At 72.1% G+C, this 18319-nt stretch carries 13 protein-coding genes and 2 pseudogenes; 6 read left to right on the top strand and 9 right to left on the bottom strand.

Annotated elements, in window-relative coordinates; all coding sequences use genetic code 11:
• Window positions 1–288: 288 nt before the first annotated feature.
• From JM949_RS22070 to JM949_RS22045, 7 genes are all read right to left on the bottom strand, one after another.
• Entirely contained in the window at window positions 289–1059 is a 771-nt protein-coding gene (locus JM949_RS22070) for a serine hydrolase (protein ID WP_309232271.1), read from the bottom strand.
• Complete coding sequence (locus tag JM949_RS37530) at window positions 1056–1292, bottom strand: hypothetical protein (RefSeq protein WP_238433657.1); 237 nt, start codon at window positions 1290–1292, stop codon at window positions 1056–1058. Before JM949_RS37530 ends, JM949_RS22070 begins: the two co-directional genes overlap by 4 nt.
• A 113-nt stretch (window positions 1293–1405) precedes the next feature.
• On the bottom strand, window positions 1406–2335 hold the full coding sequence (locus JM949_RS22065; protein ID WP_203150265.1) for an SDR family NAD(P)-dependent oxidoreductase: 930 nt from the start codon (window positions 2333–2335) through the stop codon (window positions 1406–1408).
• Window positions 2332–3516, bottom strand: a complete 1185-nt coding sequence (locus JM949_RS22060; RefSeq protein ID WP_203150264.1) for a zinc-dependent alcohol dehydrogenase — start codon at window positions 3514–3516, stop codon at window positions 2332–2334. Before JM949_RS22060 ends, JM949_RS22065 begins: the two co-directional genes overlap by 4 nt.
• A gap of 258 nt (window positions 3517–3774) precedes the next feature.
• Entirely contained in the window at window positions 3775–4539 is a 765-nt protein-coding gene (locus JM949_RS22055; protein WP_203150263.1) for a succinate dehydrogenase/fumarate reductase iron-sulfur subunit, read from the bottom strand.
• Entirely contained in the window at window positions 4536–6473 is a 1938-nt protein-coding gene (locus JM949_RS22050) for a fumarate reductase/succinate dehydrogenase flavoprotein subunit (RefSeq protein ID WP_203150262.1), read from the bottom strand. Before JM949_RS22050 ends, JM949_RS22055 begins: the two co-directional genes overlap by 4 nt.
• Window position 6474: 1 nt before the next feature.
• Window positions 6475–7206, bottom strand: a complete 732-nt coding sequence (locus tag JM949_RS22045; protein WP_203150261.1) for a succinate dehydrogenase cytochrome b subunit — start codon at window positions 7204–7206, stop codon at window positions 6475–6477.
• A 35-nt stretch (window positions 7207–7241) separates the two neighbouring features.
• Between JM949_RS22045 and JM949_RS22040 the strand changes: the two genes are divergently transcribed.
• Window positions 7242–8174 carry a LysR family transcriptional regulator gene (locus JM949_RS22040; protein WP_203150260.1) on the top strand — a complete coding sequence of 311 codons (933 nt, stop codon included), beginning with the start codon at window positions 7242–7244 and terminating at the stop codon, window positions 8172–8174.
• A gap of 7 nt (window positions 8175–8181) precedes the next feature.
• Here the strand turns inward: JM949_RS22040 and hrpA are convergent, their stop codons facing one another.
• Window positions 8182–12246, bottom strand: coding sequence for an ATP-dependent RNA helicase HrpA (gene hrpA / locus JM949_RS22035; RefSeq protein WP_203150259.1), 4065 nt, complete (start codon window positions 12244–12246; stop codon window positions 8182–8184).
• 123 nt (window positions 12247–12369) lie between these two features.
• Between hrpA and JM949_RS22030 the strand changes: the two are divergent.
• Window positions 12370–12597 (top strand): annotated as a pseudogene (locus tag JM949_RS22030) (cytidine deaminase); the annotation flags it as partial.
• Window positions 12598–12767: 170 nt separating this feature from the next.
• Here JM949_RS22030 and JM949_RS22025 read toward each other — a convergent pair.
• Window positions 12768–13127 (bottom strand): YciI family protein, encoded by a 360-nt coding sequence (locus tag JM949_RS22025; RefSeq protein WP_203150258.1) that lies wholly within the window; start codon window positions 13125–13127, stop codon window positions 12768–12770.
• A gap of 115 nt (window positions 13128–13242) precedes the next feature.
• Between JM949_RS22025 and JM949_RS22020 the strand changes: the two genes are divergently transcribed.
• The 4 genes and pseudogenes from JM949_RS22020 to JM949_RS22005 form a co-directional block, all read left to right on the top strand.
• Entirely contained in the window at window positions 13243–15210 is a 1968-nt protein-coding gene (locus JM949_RS22020) for a multicopper oxidase family protein (RefSeq protein ID WP_309232270.1), read from the top strand.
• A 60-nt stretch (window positions 15211–15270) separates the two neighbouring features.
• Window positions 15271–16310 (top strand): annotated as a pseudogene (locus tag JM949_RS22015) (FecCD family ABC transporter permease).
• Window positions 16307–17443, top strand: coding sequence for a FecCD family ABC transporter permease (locus JM949_RS22010; RefSeq protein WP_309232269.1), 1137 nt, complete (start codon window positions 16307–16309; stop codon window positions 17441–17443). The pseudogene JM949_RS22015 and the gene JM949_RS22010 overlap by 4 nt, the downstream one beginning before the upstream one ends.
• A 19-nt stretch (window positions 17444–17462) precedes the next feature.
• On the top strand, window positions 17463–18319 hold an 857-nt coding region (locus tag JM949_RS22005), incomplete at its 3' end, for an ABC transporter ATP-binding protein (protein ID WP_238433650.1).

Here is an 18319-nt window from a genome sequence, read left to right as displayed (position 1 = left end):
CCGTGCTCTGCGCTCGTGCCATTGCCGTCCCTCCGACGTGTCCGCCCTACACGGTAGCCACTTGGGCCGACCCGTGCCCCGGCGGTCGCCACGCCGGTCAGCGCGGCCAGGCCCGCCGCGCCGCGCATCCGTCGCGCGAGCGACCGTTCGACGTCCGTGCTCTGCGCTCGTGCCATTGCCGTCCCTCCGACGTGTCCGCCCTACACGGTAGCCACTTGGGCCGACCCGTGCCCCGGCGGTCGCCACGCCGGTCGTCACCGCCCGCCGGTGACCGACCCGGAACCGTGGTCAGCCGCCGTTGCTGGGGCGCCGGGCGCTGCTCCGGTACGTCGTGCCCACGCCCGCGATCCGGTCCACCGCCGCCAGGAACCGGGGGCCCATCGCCGCCCGCGCCTGCACCGCCGGGTGGGTGGCGCCGAAGTCCTCCGGGTTGGCCTGCCCGTCGGCGAAGAGCGCGTAGGTGAGCACCGCCGCGCCGGAGCGGTCGAAGATCACCCCGGCCTCGTGCCGGGCGTCCGCGTACCAACCGGCCTTGGTGGCGATCCGGGCCCGCTCGTCCGAGGACATCGTGCGCCGGATGCCGTCGGTGAACGCCACCGGGGACCGCAGGATGCCCAGCAGGTAGCTGGTCGAGGCGGGGGAGAGCAGCGTGCCGCCGACCAGGGCGCGCAGCAGGTCGTGTGTCTCCCGGGGGGTGCTGGTGCCGAGGAAGAACCGGTTCGGGTTGGCCACCGGCTGAACCTGGGTGTTCGGGAACCCCTTGGCGACCAGAATGGAATTGATCTCGGCGGCCGGGGCGACCAGCCCGCACAGCCGCACCGCTGTGTCGTCGGAGACGGTCAGCAGGTTGACCAGCACGTGCCCGAGGGTCACCGTGCTCGGGTACGCGCCGTCCAGGCTGAAGATGCCGTCACCACCCGGCACCACGATCGCCTCGGTTACCTCGACCCGCTGGTCCAGGGTGAGCAGCCCCCGGTCGACCTTGTCGAGCACCGCCGTGGCAACCGCGATCTTGTTGACGCTGTACGCCTCGATCCGCCGGTCCGCGTCCGCCGTCACCGCGACCACCGGCGGCCTTCGGGGTCGGCCACACTGACGTACGCCTGCCAGTTGCCACCGGCCTCGGTGCTGTGCTTGGCGAAGACCGAGGCGACCCGACGGGCGGCGCGGGCGGGGGTGGTCGGCGTGGGTTCGGTGGTCTCGGCGGCGCTGGCCGGGGCGGCGGCGCCCAGCACCGTGCCGGCGGTGGCCATCGTGCCCAACCCGAGTGCCGTTCTGCGGTTCAGTCGCATGGTCGGTCGTCTCTCCCATCGTGGTGCGCCAAAGCGCCTACTGGTCCACCAACGTAGGCGAATTGATCGATCCACGATGCCCCCCCGAACAGTCCCGAACAGTCCCGAACAGCTCAGCCGAACCGTCGGCGCAGTGCGGCGTTGATCGCGCCGGCCGACCCGGACACGAGTTGCCGCAGGTCGGGCAGGTGACCGCCGCGCACCGCCTCGCCGGTCGGGTTCGGGGCGAAGACCGAGCCGTCGTGCGCCGCGACCGGCTGCCCGCTCAGGCCGGCCAACCGCATCAACGGCCCGACGAGTACGTCGTAGACCCCCGGCAGCACGGTGAAGCCGGCCCGCAGCACCACGTTGAGCCGGCCCACCGACACTTCGCGGCGGGGCCGGTCCACGCAGTCCACGATGGCCCGGGCCACCCGCTCCGGCCTGCTGATCGGCGGTGGTGGTCGACCGATCCGACCGAAATAGTTGGCCGCCTGCTGGTACACGGGAGTGTCCACACTGCCGGGATTGACCAGGCACAACCGAATCCGGGGGCTGTCGCGCAGCTCCTGCTGCACCGCCCGGGCCAACCCCTGCAAGCCCCACTTGCTGGCCACGTACGCGCTCAGGTACGGCGCGCTGATGTGCCCGAGCACCGAACCGGTGAGGACGACCGTGCCGGCCCCGGCGGCCCGGAAGTGTCGCAGCGCCACCCGCACCGAGCTGGCCGCGCCGAGCAGGTCCGTCCGCACCACCTGGTCGAAGACCGGTGCGGGCACCTCGTCGAAGCGCCCGTAGACCATCACCGCCGCCGTGTGCACCCACACGTCGACCCGGCCGAACCGGTCGACCGCCGCGCCGGCGAGCGCTTCCAGCGCCGCCGGCTCGTTGATGTCGGTGGGCACGGTCAGCACCTCGGCGTCGGCGCACTCCGCGCGTACCTCGGTCAGGGTGTCGGTGGCGCGGGCGGCGAGGACGAGGTGGTCGCCGCGCTCGGCGAACGCCCGGGCCGTCGCCCGGCCGATCCCGCTCGTCGCGCCGACGACCACCACCACCCGGCTCACGGTTCGAGCACGACCTTGATGCAGCCGTCCTCCTTCTTCTGGAACATCTCGTACCCCTGCGGCGCGCGGGCCAGCGGCAACCGGTGGGTACGCAGGTCCTGCACGCCAAGCGGGTCGTCGTCGCCGGCGAGCAACGGCAGGATCTCGTCGGTCCACCGCCGCACGTGACACTGACCCATCCGCAGCTGAACACCCCTGTCGAACATCTCCATCAACGGCATCGGGTCGGCCTCACCGCCGTACACCCCGGAGATCGACACGGTGCCGCCGCGGCGGACCGCCTTGACCGCGGCGTGCAGCACGGACAGTCGGTCCATGCCGACCCGGTCGGTCATCGTCTGGGCCAGCTTGTCCGGCAGCAGCCCGACGGCGGCGTGGGCCAGCTTGCCGGCCGGGGAACCGTGCGCCTCCATCCCGACCGCGTCGATCACCGCGTCCGGACCGCGCCCGTCGACCAGGTCGATCAACGCCCCCGGCACGTCGGACAGCTCGCGGACGTCGAGCACCTCGATGCCGTGCCGGCGGGCCAGCTCCAGCCGCTCGGGCACCAGGTCCAGCCCGATCACCCGGCCCGCGCCGAGGTGGCGGCCGATCCGCGCGCAGAACTGCCCGACCGGGCCCAACCCGAAGACGGCCAGGGTGCCGCCCGGCGGGGTGTCGGCGTACTTCACCGCCTGCCAGGCGGTGGGCAGGATGTCGGACAGGTAGAGGTAGCGCTCGTCCGCGCCGGTCTCCGGAACCTTGATCGGCCCGAACTGGGCCTGTGGCACGCGCAGGTACTCGGCCTGCCCGCCGGGCACCGAACCGTAGAGCGAGGTGTAGCCGAACAGCGCCGCGCCCTTGCCCTCGGCGGTGACCTGGGTGGTCTCACACTGCGCGTAGAGCTGGCGCTCGCACATCCAGCAACGACCGCAGGCGATGTTGAACGGCACCACGACCCGGTCGCCCGGCTTCAGCCCGGTCACCTCCGACCCGACCTCCTCGACGATGCCCATCGGCTCGTGACCCAGCACGTCACCCGGCTTCAGGTACGGCCCGAGCACCTCGTACAGGTGCAGGTCCGAGCCGCAGATCGCGGTCGAGGTGATCTTCACGATGGCGTCGGTCGGCTCCTCGATCCGGGGATCCGGGACCTCCTCGACCCGTACGTCGCGCTTGCCCTGCCAGGTCAGTGCCTTCATGTCCGTCGTCCCCTCTCGCCGTCCGTCTCGACAGACTGCTACCCGGGCGCGGGCACTTGAACCGGCCACCTGTCTCCGGCGTTCGGGCAGGCTTGATCCCCACGATCGAAATGATCCACTCGCGTTCCTTGAAGTCGCGGTATCCGAGGCCCGGCGACAGGCCGACTTCCCGGATCCCGAGTGGATCATGCGAAACGCCAGACCGCCGTACCCCAAGGAGAGCGCGGGGTACGGCGGTCTGGCGTGGTGCGGTGGACCTCAGGAACCCGGGGTGTTGCCGGCTCCCTTGGCGGTGGCCGCCAGGTAGTCGCGGTTGAGGCGACCGATGGTGTTCAGCGGGATGCCCTTGGGGCAGGCCGGGGTGCACTCGCCGGCGTTGGTGCAGCCGCCGAAGCCGGCCTCGTCGTGCGCGTCGACCATGCCGATCACCCGGGTGTAGCGCTCCGGCTGACCCTGCGGCAGGAGCGAGAGCTGGGTGAGCTTGGCGGCGGTGAAGAGCATGCCCGAGCCGTTCGGGCAGGCCGCCACGCAGGCGCCGCAGCCGATGCAGGCCGCCGACTCGAAGGCGGCGTCCGCGTTGGCCTTGGCCACCGGGGTGGAGTGGGCCTCCGGGGCACTGCCGGTCGGCGCGGTGATGTAACCGCCCGCCGCGATGATCTTGTCAAAGGCGCTCCGGTTGACCACCAGGTCCTTGACGACCGGGAAGGCACTGGCCCGCCACGGCTCGATGTCGATCGTCTCGCCGTCAGTGAACTGCCGCATGTGCAGCTGGCAGGCCGTGGTGCCGCGCTGCGGACCGTGCGCGTCACCGTTGATCATCAGGCCGCACATGCCGCAGATGCCCTCGCGGCAGTCGTGGTCGAACGCCACCGGGTCCTCGCCGGCGAGGATCAGCCGTTCGTTGAGCACGTCGAGCATCTCCAGGAACGACATGTCCGGGGACACGTCGTCGACCGGGTAGGTCACCATCCGACCCTTGTCCTCAGGGCCCTTCTGGCGCCAGATGCGCAGGGTCAGGTTCACTTGTAGCTCCGCTGCGTGGGGTGGACGTATTCGAACTTCAGGTCTTCCTTGTGCAGCACCGACGGCTCACCGGTGGCGGTGAACTCCCAGGCCGCCACGTACGCGAACCGGTCGTCGTCGCGCTGCGCCTCACCGTCGGGGGTCTGGTGCTCGGCCCGGAAGTGGCCGCCGCAGGACTCCTCGCGGTGCAGGGCGTCGATGCACATCAGCTCGGCCAGCTCGAAGAAGTCGGCCACCCGGCCGGCCTTCTCCAGCGACTGGTTGAGCTCCTCGCCGGTGCCGGACACCTTGACCCGCTGCCAGAACTGCTCGCGCAGGTCGCGGATCTCGCCGATCGCCTTACGCAGCCCGGCCTCGCTGCGCTCCATGCCGCAGTGTTCCCACATGATCTGGCCCAGTTCCCGGTGGAACGAGTCCACGGTCCGGTCGCCGTTGACGGCGAGCAGCCGCTGGATGCGGTCCTCGACGTCGGTACGGGCCTCGACCGCCGCCGGGTGGCTGGCGTCGACAGTGTCGAGCGGGCCGGAGGCCAGGTAGTTGGCGATGGTGGTGGGCAGCACGAAGTAACCGTCGGCGAGGCCCTGCATCAGCGCCGAGGCGCCGAGGCGGTTGGCGCCGTGGTCGGAGAAGTTCGCCTCGCCGATCACGAACAGGCCGGGGATGGTCGACTGGAGGTCGTAGTCGACCCACAGGCCGCCCATCGTGTAGTGCACGGCGGGGTAGATCCGCATCGGCACCTCGTACGGGTCCTCGCCGGTGATCCGCTCGTACATCTCGAAGAGGTTGCCGTACTTGGCCTCGATGGCCTTGCGGCCCAGCCGGTCGATCGCGTCGGCGAAGTCGAGGTAGACGCCGAGCTTGGTGGGCCCGACGCCCCGGCCCTCGTCGCACACGTTCTTGGCGGCGCGGGAGGCGATGTCCCGGGGCACCAGGTTGCCGAAGGAGGGGTAGATCCGCTCCAGGTAGTAGTCCCGCTCGTCCTCTCCGATGTCCTTCGGGCTGCGGTCGTCGCCCTTGGTCTTCGGCACCCAGACCCGGCCGTCGTTGCGCAGCGACTCGCTCATCAGGGTCAGCTTCGACTGGTGGTCGCCGGAGACCGGGATGCAGGTCGGGTGGATCTGCGTGTAGCAGGGGTTGGCGAAGTACGCGCCCTTGCGGTGCGCCCGCCAGGTGGCGGTGACGTTGCAGCCCTTGGCGTTGGTGGAGAGGTAGAAGACGTTGCCGTAACCGCCGGAGGCGAGCACCACGGCGTCGGCCATCTCGGTGCTGATCTCACCGGTGACCAGGTCCCGGACGACGATGCCCCGGGCCTTGCCGTCGATGACGACCAGTTCGAGCATCTCGTGCCGGGCGTTCATCTCCACGTTGCCCAGGCCGATCTGCCGCTCCAGCGCCTGGTACGCGCCGAGCAGCAGCTGCTGGCCCGTCTGGCCCCGGGCGTAGAAGGTGCGCTGTACCTGGGCGCCACCGAAGGAGCGGGTGTCCAGCAGACCGCCGTACTCGCGGGCGAACGGCACACCCTGGGCGACGCACTGGTCGATGATGTTGACCGAGACCTCGGCCAGCCGGTGCACGTTCGACTCGCGGGAGCGGAAGTCACCGCCCTTGACGGTGTCGTAGAAGAGCCTGTGCACGGAGTCGCCGTCGTTGCGGTAGTTCTTCGCGGCGTTGATGCCGCCCTGCGCGGCGATCGAGTGCGCCCGGCGCGGGCTGTCCTGGTAGCAGTAGGACTTGACGTGGTAGCCCTGCTCGGCCAGCGTCGCCGCGGCCGAGCCGCCGGCCAGGCCGGTGCCGACCACGATCACCGTCAGCTTGCGGCGGTTGGCGGGGTTGACCAGCTTGGCCTCGAAACGCCGGGTCTCCCAACGCTTCTCGACCGGGCCGGCGGGAGCCTTGGTGTCGGCGATCGGGTCGCCCTCGGTGAAGAGTTCCATGTCAGGACACCAATCCGGTGAGTACGGCGAACGGGACCACCAGGTACCCGGCGCAGAGCAGCACGGCGAAGATCAGCGCCGCCGTGCGTGCCGTGCGCTCGCCGCGCGGCGTCTGCTGGCCGAGGCTGCGGAACGCGCTGAACGCGCCGTGGCGCAGGTGGAAGCCCACCGTGACGATGGCGAGCGTGTAGAAGAGCGTGACGTACCAGCGTTCCGGCGCGAAGTCGGCGACGACGTTGCCGTAGGGCTTGCTCTCGTTGCCGACCGGGTTGAGCGTGCCGGTGGTCAGGTCCAGGAGGTGGTAGATCACGAAGAGCAGGATGATCACTCCACCCCAGCGCATCGTGCGGGCCGCGTAGCTGCCGTTGATCTTCTTGCGGTGGGCGTACCTGACCGGGCGGGCGGCCCGGGCACGCCGGGCCAGCACGGTGGCCGACACGATGTGGGCGACGACCGCGACCACCAGCACGGCGCGCAGGATCCAGAGGAACCAGACGCCGGGCAGCAGCGGCTTGCCGATGTCGCGCAGCCAGTGCGCGTAGTGGTCGAACGAGGTTTCCCCCGTGAACACCTTGAGGTTCCCGAGCATGTGGGCGATCAGGAACAGCGCCAGCAGGATGCCCGTCACCGCCATGACGGCCTTGAGGCCGACGTTCGAGCGGATGGGCGACCGAGTTTTCGTGATTACCACAGGACCGACGCTAGGAGGACTTCGATCAGTCGTCCAATGCATCAAACTCGCAGTGTTGATAGCCGTAAGCTATTTAGATGCAGCTCCATCAGCTCCGGTACTTCGTGGCGGTGGCCGAAGTACGACATTTCACCCAAGCCGCCGACGTCGTGGGCATCACCCAGCCCTCGCTCAGTAAGCAAATTCACGCTCTGGAGGCCGACCTCGGCGCGCCCCTCTTCGAACGGGTAAGGGGCAACATCGCGCTCACCGCGGCGGGCGAGGTGCTGCTGCCGTTGGCCACCCGGATCCTCGCCGACGTGGAGACCGCGACCCGGGAGGTCCAGGAGTTGGTCGGGTTGCGCCGGGGCCGGGTCCGGCTCGGGGCCACCCCGAGTCTGGCCACCTCGCTCGCCCCGCCGGTGCTGCGCCGGTTCCGCGACGCGCACCCGACCATCGACCTGCGGGTCGAGGAGGGCGGCTCCCAGGACCTGGTGCGTGACCTGCTCCGGGGTGACCTCGACCTGGCCCTGATCATCATGCCGGCGCAGGGGGCCGACCCGGGGTTGCGGGTCGACCCGATCCTGCGGGAGAGCCTGGTGGTGGCCTCGGTGGACGAGGTGCCGACGGCGTCGACGACCAGGGAACTGCGCATCACCGACCTGCGCGACCAACCGATGGTGATGTTCCGGGAGGGCTACGACCTGCGGGACGCCACCATCCAGGCGTGTCGGGAGGCGGGCTTCGAACCGACCTTCGCGGTGGACGGCGGCGAGATGGACGCCGTGCTCAGCTTCGTCGAGGCGGGGCTCGGCATCGCGCTGGTGCCGGGCATCGTGCTGGCTCGCCGGCCGGGCGTGCGGATCACCCCGCTCGCCCCGCCCGGGGTACGCCGGACCATCGCGGTGGCCCGCCGGCGCGACGTGGTGCCCACCCACGCCGGGCGGGAGCTGCGGCGCATCCTGCTCGACTACATCCAGTCGGCGATCGACCTGCGCGAACTGCCACCCGGCGTGGAGCCGCTGACCTGACCGAGCCTCAGCGGCCCTCGGCGTCGTCCATCGCCCGGTAGATCCGCTGCTCGGAGACCGGGTACGGGGTGCCCAACGCCTGGGCGAACACGTTCACCCGCAACTCCTCGATCATCCAGCGGATCTGCCGGACCGCCGTCTCCTGCCGGCGGGCCGGTGGCAGCGCGGCGAGCAGATCGTCGTACTCCTTCTGCACCACCGCGATCCGGTCCTGCTGCTGGCGGTCGCGCTGCGGGTTGCCGCCGAGGCGGTCCAGTCGACGCTCGATGGCGGTGAGGTAGCGCAGCAGGTCGGGCAGGCGGGCGTACCCGGTCTCGGTGATGAAGCCGGCGTGCACCAGCCCGGCGAGCTGCTTGCGGATGTCGGCCAGCGCGGCCACCACGGCGAGGTTGCGGGTCGCGCCGAGCCGCTGCTCCACGGCGTACGCGGCGGCGAGCACCCGGCGGACCCGGTCCATCACCTCGACCACTGTGTCGACCAGGTCGGCGCGGACCTTGTCGCGCAGGGCGGCGAACCCGTCGGCGTCCCAGGCCGGTCCACCGGCGTCGCCGATCAGCCGGTCGATGGCCGCGCCCGCCGCGTCCTCGATCAGCTCCTGCACGCCGCCGTGCGGATTACGGCTCAGCGCCAGTTTCGCCTCGTTGCTCAGCCGCCCCTGTAGGAACCGCGCCGGGGACGGCACGGTGAGGCGCAGCAGCCGGCGGGTGCCGGCCCAGTGCGCCGCCTCCGCCTCGGCGGGGGAGTCGAACACCTTCACCCCGACCGTGGCGCCCTCGTCGACCAGCGCCGGGTACGCGGTCACCGCGTAACCGGCCCGGACCTGCTCGATGGTCCGGGGCAGCGTGCCGACGCTCCACTCCCGCAGCCCAGTACGGGCCACCTCCGGCGCGGCGGCCGCCACCACCTGGCGTACCTCCTGGCGGAGCTGACGTTGCAGGGCCGGCAGGTCCTTGCCCTCGGCGACCGGCTTCTCGTCGTCGCCGAGGACCCGGAAGGTCACCCGCAGGTGCGCCGGCAGCTTGCCCGGCTCCCAGGCGTCGCGGGGCACCGTCACCCCGGTCATCCGGCGCAGCTGCCGGGTGAGCGCGTCCAGCAACGACTCCTCGCCGGGGGTGATCGCGGCGAGGGCGGCCCGGGCGTAGTCCGGCACCGGGACGAAGTTGCGCCGGATCGCCTTGGGCAGCGAGCGGATCAGCGCGATCACCGTCTCCTCGCGCAGCCCCGGCACCTGCCAGTCGAAGCTCTCCGCCGGCACCTGGTTGAGCAGCGGCAACGGGATGTCCACAGTGACGCCGTCGTCCGGCGTGCCCGGCTCGAACCGGTAGGTCAGCGGGAGGCGCACCCCGTCCGCCTGCCACTCGTCCGGGTAGTCGTCCTCGTCCACCCCCGGTCGGCCGTCGTTGACCAGCAGGTCGCGGGTGAAGGTGAGCAGGTCGGGTTGCTCGCGGCGGGTCTTCTTCCACCAGCTGTCGAAGTGCCGGCCGGACGACACGTCGGCGGGGATCCGCTGGTCGTAAAAGCCGAAGATGGTCTCGTCGTCGACCAGGATGTCCCGGCGGCGGGCCCGGCTCTCCAGCTCCTCGATCTCGGCGAGCAGCCGCTTGTTGTCCGCCCAGAACTGGTGGTGGGTCTGCCAGTCACCCTCGACGAGCGCGTGTCGGATGAACAACTCCCGGCTCAGCGTCGGGTCGATCCGCCCAAAGTTGACCTTGCGGGAGCTGACCAGCGGAACGCCGTACAGGGTGACCTTCTCGTAGGCCATCACCGCGGCCTGCTTCTTCTCCCAGTGCGGCTCGCTGTAGCTGCGCTTGACCAGGTGCTGCGCCAGCGGCTCGACCCACTCCGGCTCGACCCGGCCGGCGATCCGACCCCACAGCCGGGAGGTCTCCACCAGCTCGGCGGCCATCACCCAGCGCGGCGGCTTCTTGAACAACGCCGACCCGGGGAACAGCGCGAACTTCGCGCCGCGCGCCCCCAGGTACTCGTGTTTCTGGGCGTCCTTGAGGCCGATGTGCGACAGCAGGCCGGGCAGCAGCGACTGGTGCACCTTCGGGGTGTCGATCTCCTCCGGCAGGTCCGCGCCACCCCGGCGGCCCCGGCCGGCGTCCGCGTCGGCCGAGGTGTCGCGGGCCGGCCGCCCACCGCGCCGGTCACCCTCCTGCGGGGTACGCAGCACCTGGCGCAGTTGGCTGACGATGTCCTGCCACTCGCGGATCCGCAGGTAGTTCAGGTACTCCGCCTTGCACATCCGGCGGAACGCGCTCGACGACAACTCCCGCTGCTGCTCGCGCAGGTAGCGCCACAGGTTGAGGTAGGCGACGAAGTCGGATTCCTTGTCGGCGAACCGGGCGTGCGCCTGGTCGGCCTGGGCCTGCTTCTCCGCCGGTCGCTCGCGCGGGTCCTGGATGGAGAGCGCGGCGGCGATCACCAGCACCTCGGTGGCGCAGCCGTTGCGTTCACCCTCGACCACCATCCGGGCCAGCCGCGGGTCGACCGGCAACTGGGCCAGCCGGCGGCCCAGCGTGGTGAGCCGCTTCGCCGGGTCGGCCTCGGTCGGGTCCAACGCGCCCAGCTCGTGCAGCAGGTTGACGCCGTCGGTGATGTTGCGCTTGTCAGGTGGGTCGATGAACGGGAACGCGGCGAGGTCGCCGAGCCCGATCGATGTCATCTGGAGGATGACCGACGCCAGGTTGGTCCGCAGGATCTCCGGGTCGGTGAACTCGGGGCGGGAGAGGAAGTCCTGCTCGTCGTAGAGGCGGATGCAGATGCCGTCCGAGGTACGGCCACAGCGGCCCTTGCGCTGGTTCGCCGAGGCCTGGGAGATCGGCTCGATCGGCAGCCGCTGCACCTTGAGTCGGCTGGAGTAGCGGGAGATCCGGGCGGTGCCGGGGTCCACCACGTACTTGATCCCGGGCACTGTCAGCGAGGTCTCCGCGACGTTGGTGGCGAGCACCACCCGGCGGGCGGTGTGCGCGGCGAAGACCCGGTGCTGCTCGGCGCTGGACAGCCGCGCGTACAGCGGCAGGATCTCGGTGCCGAGCAGCGTTCGTTTCTTCTGCACCAGCTTGCCCAGCGCGTCGGCGGTGTCCCGGATCTCCCGCTCACCGCTGAGGAAGACCAGGATGTCGCCGGGGCCCTCGGCGGCCAGCTCCTCGACGGCGTCGCCGATCGCCTGGATCTGGTCGCGGACGTTCTCCTCGTCACCGTCGCCGTCCTCCTCGCCCTCGGCGAGCTCGACGAGGGGCCGGTAGCGCACCTCCACCGGGTAGGTGCGACCCGAGACCTCGACCACCGGCGCCGGTACGCCCTCGGGCTCGTCGGCGGTGGGTGGCCCGGCGAAGTGCCGGGCGAACCGGTCGGTCTCGATGGTCGCCGAGGTGATGATCACCTTGAGGTCGGGTCGGCGGGGCAGCAGCTCCCGCAGGTACCCGAGGATGAAGTCGATGTTGAGGCTGCGCTCGTGCGCCTCGTCGATGATCAGCGTGTCGTACTGGCGCAGCATCCGGTCGGTCTGCAACTCGGCCAGCAGGATGCCGTCGGTCATCAGCTTCACCAGGCTGCGTTCGCTCACCTGATCGGTGAAGCGCACCTTGTAGCCGACCACGTCGCCCAGCTCGGTGCCCAGCTCGTCGGCGATCCGGTCGGCCACCGTCCGGGCGGCCAGTCGCCGGGGCTGGGTGTGCCCGATCAGGCCGTGCACGCCACGCCCCAGCTCCAGGCAGATCTTGGGGATCTGGGTGGTCTTGCCGGAGCCGGTCTCGCCCGCCACGATCACCACCTGGTGGTCGCGGATGGCGGCGGCGATGTCGTCCTTGCGCTCACTGACCGGCAACCCCACCGGGTACGTGATCACGGGCACCGCCGCCTGGCGGGCGGCCAGCCGTTGCTCGGCCCGGACCAGGTCGGCGGTGATCTCGGTGAGCGCCGCCTCCCGGCGCTGCGGATCGCGCAGCTTACGGGCGCCGTCCAGCCGCCGTTGGAGTCGGCGCTGGTCGCGGAACATCAGCGGGGTGAGCCGGCGGTGCAGCTCGCGAACGGGATCGGTGGCGACGGAGGCGGTTGGATTCTGCATGTCGTGCCCAAGGATAGGCAGCCCGGCGGCGCACCGCCCCTGGGTTACCGAGCGGGCGGCTCGTCGACGCCCAACCGGGGCACCTAGAGTGGGCGGCCGACGTCGAACGCCGGGGGGTACGGAATGGAGCTGCGGGACACCGACCGGGCGTTGGTGCAGGCCGCCACCGCGGTCGCCAAGCTGCGGTGCCGCAGCCCCCGGCACACCGTCGCGTCGGCCGCCCGGACCGCCGACGGGCGGGTCTTCACCGGCGTGAACGTCCAGCACCCCACTCGGGACACCTGCGCCGAGCTGGTGGTGATCGGAACGGCCGCGACGCAGGGCGTCACCGAGCTGGAGACGATCGTCACGGTGACCGACCGGGGCCGTGGGATCAGCGCGCCGTGCGGCGACTGCCGACAGGTGCTGCGGGACCACTTCCCGGCGCTGCGGGTGATCGTCGCCCGGTGGACGGGGCGTGGGTGCTTCCGCTCGGGGGGCTGCCGGCGGAGGGCGGCACGGCCGACTGACCGGACGGCGCGTCAGTCCCCAGCGGCGGCCTCCAGCATCGATCGCGGCACCGGCACGCTCTCGAACCGCAGGTTGCCCTCCGGGACCAGCCAACTCGTCACGTGGGCGGTCAGCCGGCCGGCCCGCACGGCCGGGTCGTTGGCGTAGAGCGTGCGCGCCTCGTCCGGGGCGATGGAGAGCACCACGAAGCCGCGCAACCGCTCGTCGTCGGGGTGCAGGAACGGCCCGGTCGCGAGCACCAGCCCCTGCTCCACGAGACCCGCCTGGTGGGCCAGGTGCGCGTCCTGCACCCGGTCGATCGCGTCCTGCGGCAGCTCCGGCGGATCCGACGGTCGGGTCAGCAGGACGACCGTGTGCTGGTCGAATCGCATGCCCACACCCTATGTGGCGATTGTCCCTCTTCTGGGTGTCTTCTGCCAGCTGTCCGCCGTGCGGTCGTCCGCGAATCCCATTCTCATATCGAGGTGGTGCGGGGCGATTTGGGAGGTGCGGCATGGTCACCAGAACGTCGGCTTGCTCGCGGCCGGTGCCACCGGCGGCGCGGCGGCGGTGATCCCGGCGGGCTGGGCGGCCTCGGGCGCGGCGCTCGCCGCGACAGCGCCGCTGGACGCCCGCGACATCCCGAAGTACGTCACGGCGCTGCGGATTCCCCCGGCCATGCCGACGGTGGCGACCGATGCCGAACGGGACACCTACGAGATTGCGGTGCGACAGTTCCGCCAGCAGGTCCTGCCGCCGGCGTGGCCGCGTACCACCGTGTGGGGTTACGGCTCCACCGCCCATCCCGGCAGCTTCGGCTATCCGGCGCCCACCATCATGGCCCGGGTGGGTCGGCCGGTGCGGGTGACCTGGATCAACCAGCTGGTCGACGGTCGGGGCGACTACCTGCCGCACCTGCTGCCGGTGGATCCCACCCTGCACTGGGCCAACCCGGCCGGTGGCATCGAGCACCGGGACCGTCATGGGCGGTGGGACGGCAGCCGGCAGGGCTATCGCGGGCCGGTGCCCCAGGTGGTGCATCTGCACGGTGGGCACAGCACCCAGGAGAGCGACGGGCACTCCGAGGCGTGGTACCTGCCGGTGGCCCGCGACCTGCCGCCGGACTTCGCCGTCTCCGGCAGCGCGTACCGCGAGTTCCGGTCCCGGTTCGCCGAGCGGTCCGGCCTGCGGTGGACGCCGGGCTCGGCCACCTTCGAGTACGCGAACGACCAGCGCTCGTGCACCCTCTGGTACCACGACCACGCGCTCGGGCTCACCCGGGAGAACGTCTACGCCGGGCCAGCCGGGTTCTACCTGCTCGGCGGCGGGGACGAGCTGCCGGACGAAGTGCTGCCCGGCCCGGCGCCGGCCCGCGACGATCCGCCGAACGCGTCACACCATGACATTCCGCTGCTGATCCAGGACCGCAGCTTCACCGCCGACGGCGACCTTCGCTATCCGGAGCGGTACTCCGCCGGCGGCGACGGGCCGCCGGTGTGGGTGCCCGGGTTCTCCGGCTCCACCATGGTGGTCAACGGCCGCACCTGGCCCACGCTGACGGTGCGGCGCCGCCGCTACCGGTTCCGGCTGCTCAACGGCTGCAACAGCCGGTTCCTGATGCTCAGCGTGGCCGCGAACGCCACCGCCCGGCCGGCCCGGCCGGTGCTGCCGGTCTGGCAGATCGGCAGCGACGGCGGCTTCCTGCCGGAGCCGGTGCCGCACGAACGGGTGACGATCGGCCCCGCCCAGCGGGTCGACGCGATCGTCGACTTCACCGACGTTCCGGCCGGCACCGAGCTGTACCTCGTGAACGAAGGGCCGGACGGCATGTACGGCGGCGGTCGGCCCGGCGTGGACTTCCCGCCCGCCGACCCGCAGACCACCGGGCAGGTGCTGCGGTTCGTGGTCACCGAGGCGACCGGCGCGGACCCGAGCGTCCCACCGGAGCAGCTACGGCTGCCGTCACACCCTCGGCTCGGCGCGACCCAGCGGGTACGCCGGTTGTCGCTCAACGAGCGGAGCTCCCACGGGTCGACGGTCATGCTGCTCGGCGTCCTCGACGAGCGTGGTCGGGGTCTGCCGTTGCGCTGGAGCGATCCGGTGACCGAGCAGCCCACCCTCGGCGAGACCGAGGTGTGGGAGGTGCGCAACTTCACCCGCCACGTGCACCCGGTCCACCTGCACCAGGTCCAGTTCGAGCTGGTCGGGCGCGGACACTCGGGCCGGGTGCGGCCGGACCCGGGGGAGCGCGGCTGGATGGACACGGTGCTCGCGTACCCGTGGGAGGTGACCCGGATCAAGGCGCGCTTCGACCTGCCGGGCCGCTACGCCTGGCACTGCCACCTGCTGGAGCACGAGGACAACGAGATGATGCGGCCGCTGAGCGTGCTGCCGGGTGGTGGTGCGGAGGCCGGGGACGGCGGCCCGCCGGCCGGGTCGGACGGCACCGCAACGGCATCGACCGACGCCAGTTAGGTCACTTTCCGCAGGTCGGCTAAGGTTAGGCGAACCTAAGCCCGATCGTGCAGGAGTTTCGTGACCACCCTCGTCAGCCGGCCGACCCGGAGTCGGGCCAGCACCCGCACCGGGCGTCGGGTGATCGTCACCGTCGGGGCCGCGCTCGTGCTGCTGCTCGCCGTGCTGGCCAGCTTCGCGCTCGGCAGCCGGCAACTCGACGTCGGCCAGGTCTGGCACGCCCTCGTCGCCCCGGACGGCGGCGACGCCAGCGTCATCGTCCGTGAGCTGCGGATGCCGCGCACCGCGCTCGGCCTCATCGTCGGGCTGGCCCTCGCCGTGGCCGGTGTGCTGTTCCAGGCACTGACCCGCAACCCGCTCGCCGAGCCCCGCATCCTCGGCATCAGCGCCGGCGCGTCGTTCGGGGTGGTGCTCGCGATCTCCGTCTTCGGCATCGGCACACTCGCCGGGTACGTCTGGTTCGGCATCGCCGGGGCGTTCACCGCCGGGCTGCTGGTCTTCGCCATCGCCACCCGGGCGCGCGAGGGCGCCAGCCCGGTCACCCTCGCGCTGGTCGGCGCGGCGCTCGACGCCAGCCTGGCCTCCGGGGTGTACGCGCTGCTCAGCATCGACGCCCGCACCTTCGAGGAGTACCGCTTCTGGGTGGTCGGTGGGCTGGCCGGCCGGGACCTGTCGGTCGCCGCGCAGGTGCTGCCGTTCGTTCTCGCCGGGCTGCTGCTGGCCGCCCTGGTCGCCCGGGGTCTGGACGCGCTGGCCCTCGGCGCGACGTCGCCCGTGGTCTCGGCCACCGGATCGGCCTGGTCCGGCTCGGTGGTGGCCTCGCCGCGGTGCTGCTCACCGGGGCCGCGGTGGCGGCGGCCGGACCGGTCGCCTTCGTCGGGCTGGCCGTGCCGCACCTGGCCCGCGCCCTGGTCGGCGCGGACCACCGGTGGACCCTCGCCGTCTCCGCGCTGCTCGGCCCGGCGCTGCTGCTCGGCGCCGACATCGTCGGTCGGCTCGTCGCCCCGCCCGGTGAGATCCCGGCCGGGATCGTCACCGCCCTGATCGGCGCGCCGCTGCTGGCCGTGCTGGTCCGCCGCGCCCGGGTGGTGACCGCGTGACCGCCACCCGAGACCACTCCGGCTCGTCCCGCCCCTGCGCCTCGGGTGGTCCGACGGGCCGGTCGGTCGCCGCGTCCGCCGTCCCGCCCGGTGCCGGCGACGCCCGGCTGCCGGGGCGGTCGCTGCTGCGGATCGGCCCGGTCAGCCTGCTGATCCGCCGTCGGGCGACGCTGGTGGCCGCGGTGCTGACCGTGCTGCTCCTGCTGGCCGTCGTGCTCAGCCTCTCGCTGGGCACCCCCTACGTCGCCCCGGCCGACGTGTTGCGCGCCCTCTCCGGCGCCGGCACCCCGTACGACCTGGTGGTCTTCGACCTCCGGCTGCCCCGGGTGGTGCTGGCGGCGGTGGCCGGCGCGGCCTTCGGCGTGGCCGGCACGCTGATCCAGAGCGTGGCCCGCAACCCCCTTGCCAGCCCGGACGTCATCGGTATCACCCAGGGCGCCGGTCTCGCCGCGACAGTGGCCCTCACCAGCGGAATGGCGGCGGTGCTGGTGGCACCCACCGCGCTGGTGGGTGGCCTGCTCGCGGCGGGGCTGCTGTTCGCCCTCGGCGCCCGGCACGGGCTGGCCGCGCAGCGGTTCGTGCTCGCCGGGGTGGCGGTCGCGTTCGGCTTCCGGGCGCTCACCGAGGTGGTCATGCTCACCGCCGACCCGATCGACGGGCTGCGCGCGCAGATCTGGCTGATCGGCACCCTGGCCGGCAAGGGGTGGACCGAGGCCGCCTGGATCGCCGGCACCCTGCTGGTGCTGCTGCCGGTGCTGGCCTGGGCCGGCTGGGCGCTGAACAGCACCGCCCTCGACGACGACACCGCCCGGGGCGTCGGGCTGCGCCCGGTGGCCCGTCGGATCGGTCTCGCCGGGACCGGCGTGCTCGTCGCCGCGATGGTCACCGCCCAGGTCGGCGCCGTCGACTTCGTGGCGCTGGTCGCGCCGCAGGTGGCCCGTCGACTGGTACGCGCCGAACGACCGCCACTGGTCTGCGCGGCGCTGCTCGGCGCGCTCCTGCTGGTGCTGGCGGATCTGGTCGGCCGCCGGCTGCTCGCACCCACCCAGCTGCCAGCCGGTGTGCTGACCGCCGCGATCGGTGGGCCGTACCTGATCTTCCTGCTGCTGCGCGGCCGGCGGCGGTCGTCGTGACCACCGAAGGAGTGGTGTGATGCTCTCCACCCGCGACCTGGTCGCCGGCTACGACGAGCGGACCGTGCTCGACGGGCTCGACCTGGACCTGCCGACCGACGCGTTCACCGTGATCGTCGGACCCAACGCGTGCGGCAAGTCCACCCTGTTGCGCACGATGGCCCGGCTGCTCACCCCGCGCCGGGGCACGGTGCTGCTGGACGGCACCGCGATCCGCGAGCTGCCGACCCGGGAGGTCGCCCGCCGCCTGGGCGTGCTGCCGCAGAGCCCGCTGGTGCCCGAGGGCGTCACGGTGGCCGACCTGGTCGGCCGCGGCCGGCAGCCCTACCAGCGGTGGTGGCGGCAGTGGTCGGCGGAGGACGGCGCGGCGGTGGAGCAGGCGATGGCCCTCGCCGACGTGACCGACCTGGCCGACCGGCCGGTGGACAGCCTCTCCGGCGGTCAGCGACAGCGGGTGTGGATCGCCATGACGCTCGCCCAGGACACCGACGCCCTGCTGCTGGACGAGCCGACCACCTTCCTCGACCTGGCCCACCAGGTGGAGGTGCTGGATCTCCTGCACCGGCTGCGGTCCGAGCGGGGCCGCACCGTGGTCGCCGTGCTGCACGACCTGAACCAGGCCGCCCGCTACGCCGACCACCTGGTCGCGATGCGCGGCGGTGCCGTGGTGGCCGCCGGACCGCCCCGGGAGATCCTCACCGCCGACCTGGTCCGTGACGTCTTCGGGCTGGCCTGCGTGGTCGTGCCCTGCCCGGTGACCGGAGCGCCGCTGGTGGTGCCCGCGTACACCGGGGGCACCTCCGGCGCCGTCGCCGGCGGCCCGGTCACCGCCTCCGCCGGTGCGGGCGGTGCGCTCGCCGGGTCCGCCGCCGGTGT

Origin of the sequence: Micromonospora tarensis, from assembly GCF_016803395.1 — a bacterium.
GTDB classification, from domain to species: domain Bacteria; phylum Actinomycetota; class Actinomycetes; order Mycobacteriales; family Micromonosporaceae; genus Micromonospora; species Micromonospora tarensis.
Note: the sequence above shows the minus strand (reverse complement) of the source record. Positions and strands in the feature narration are given on the sequence as shown.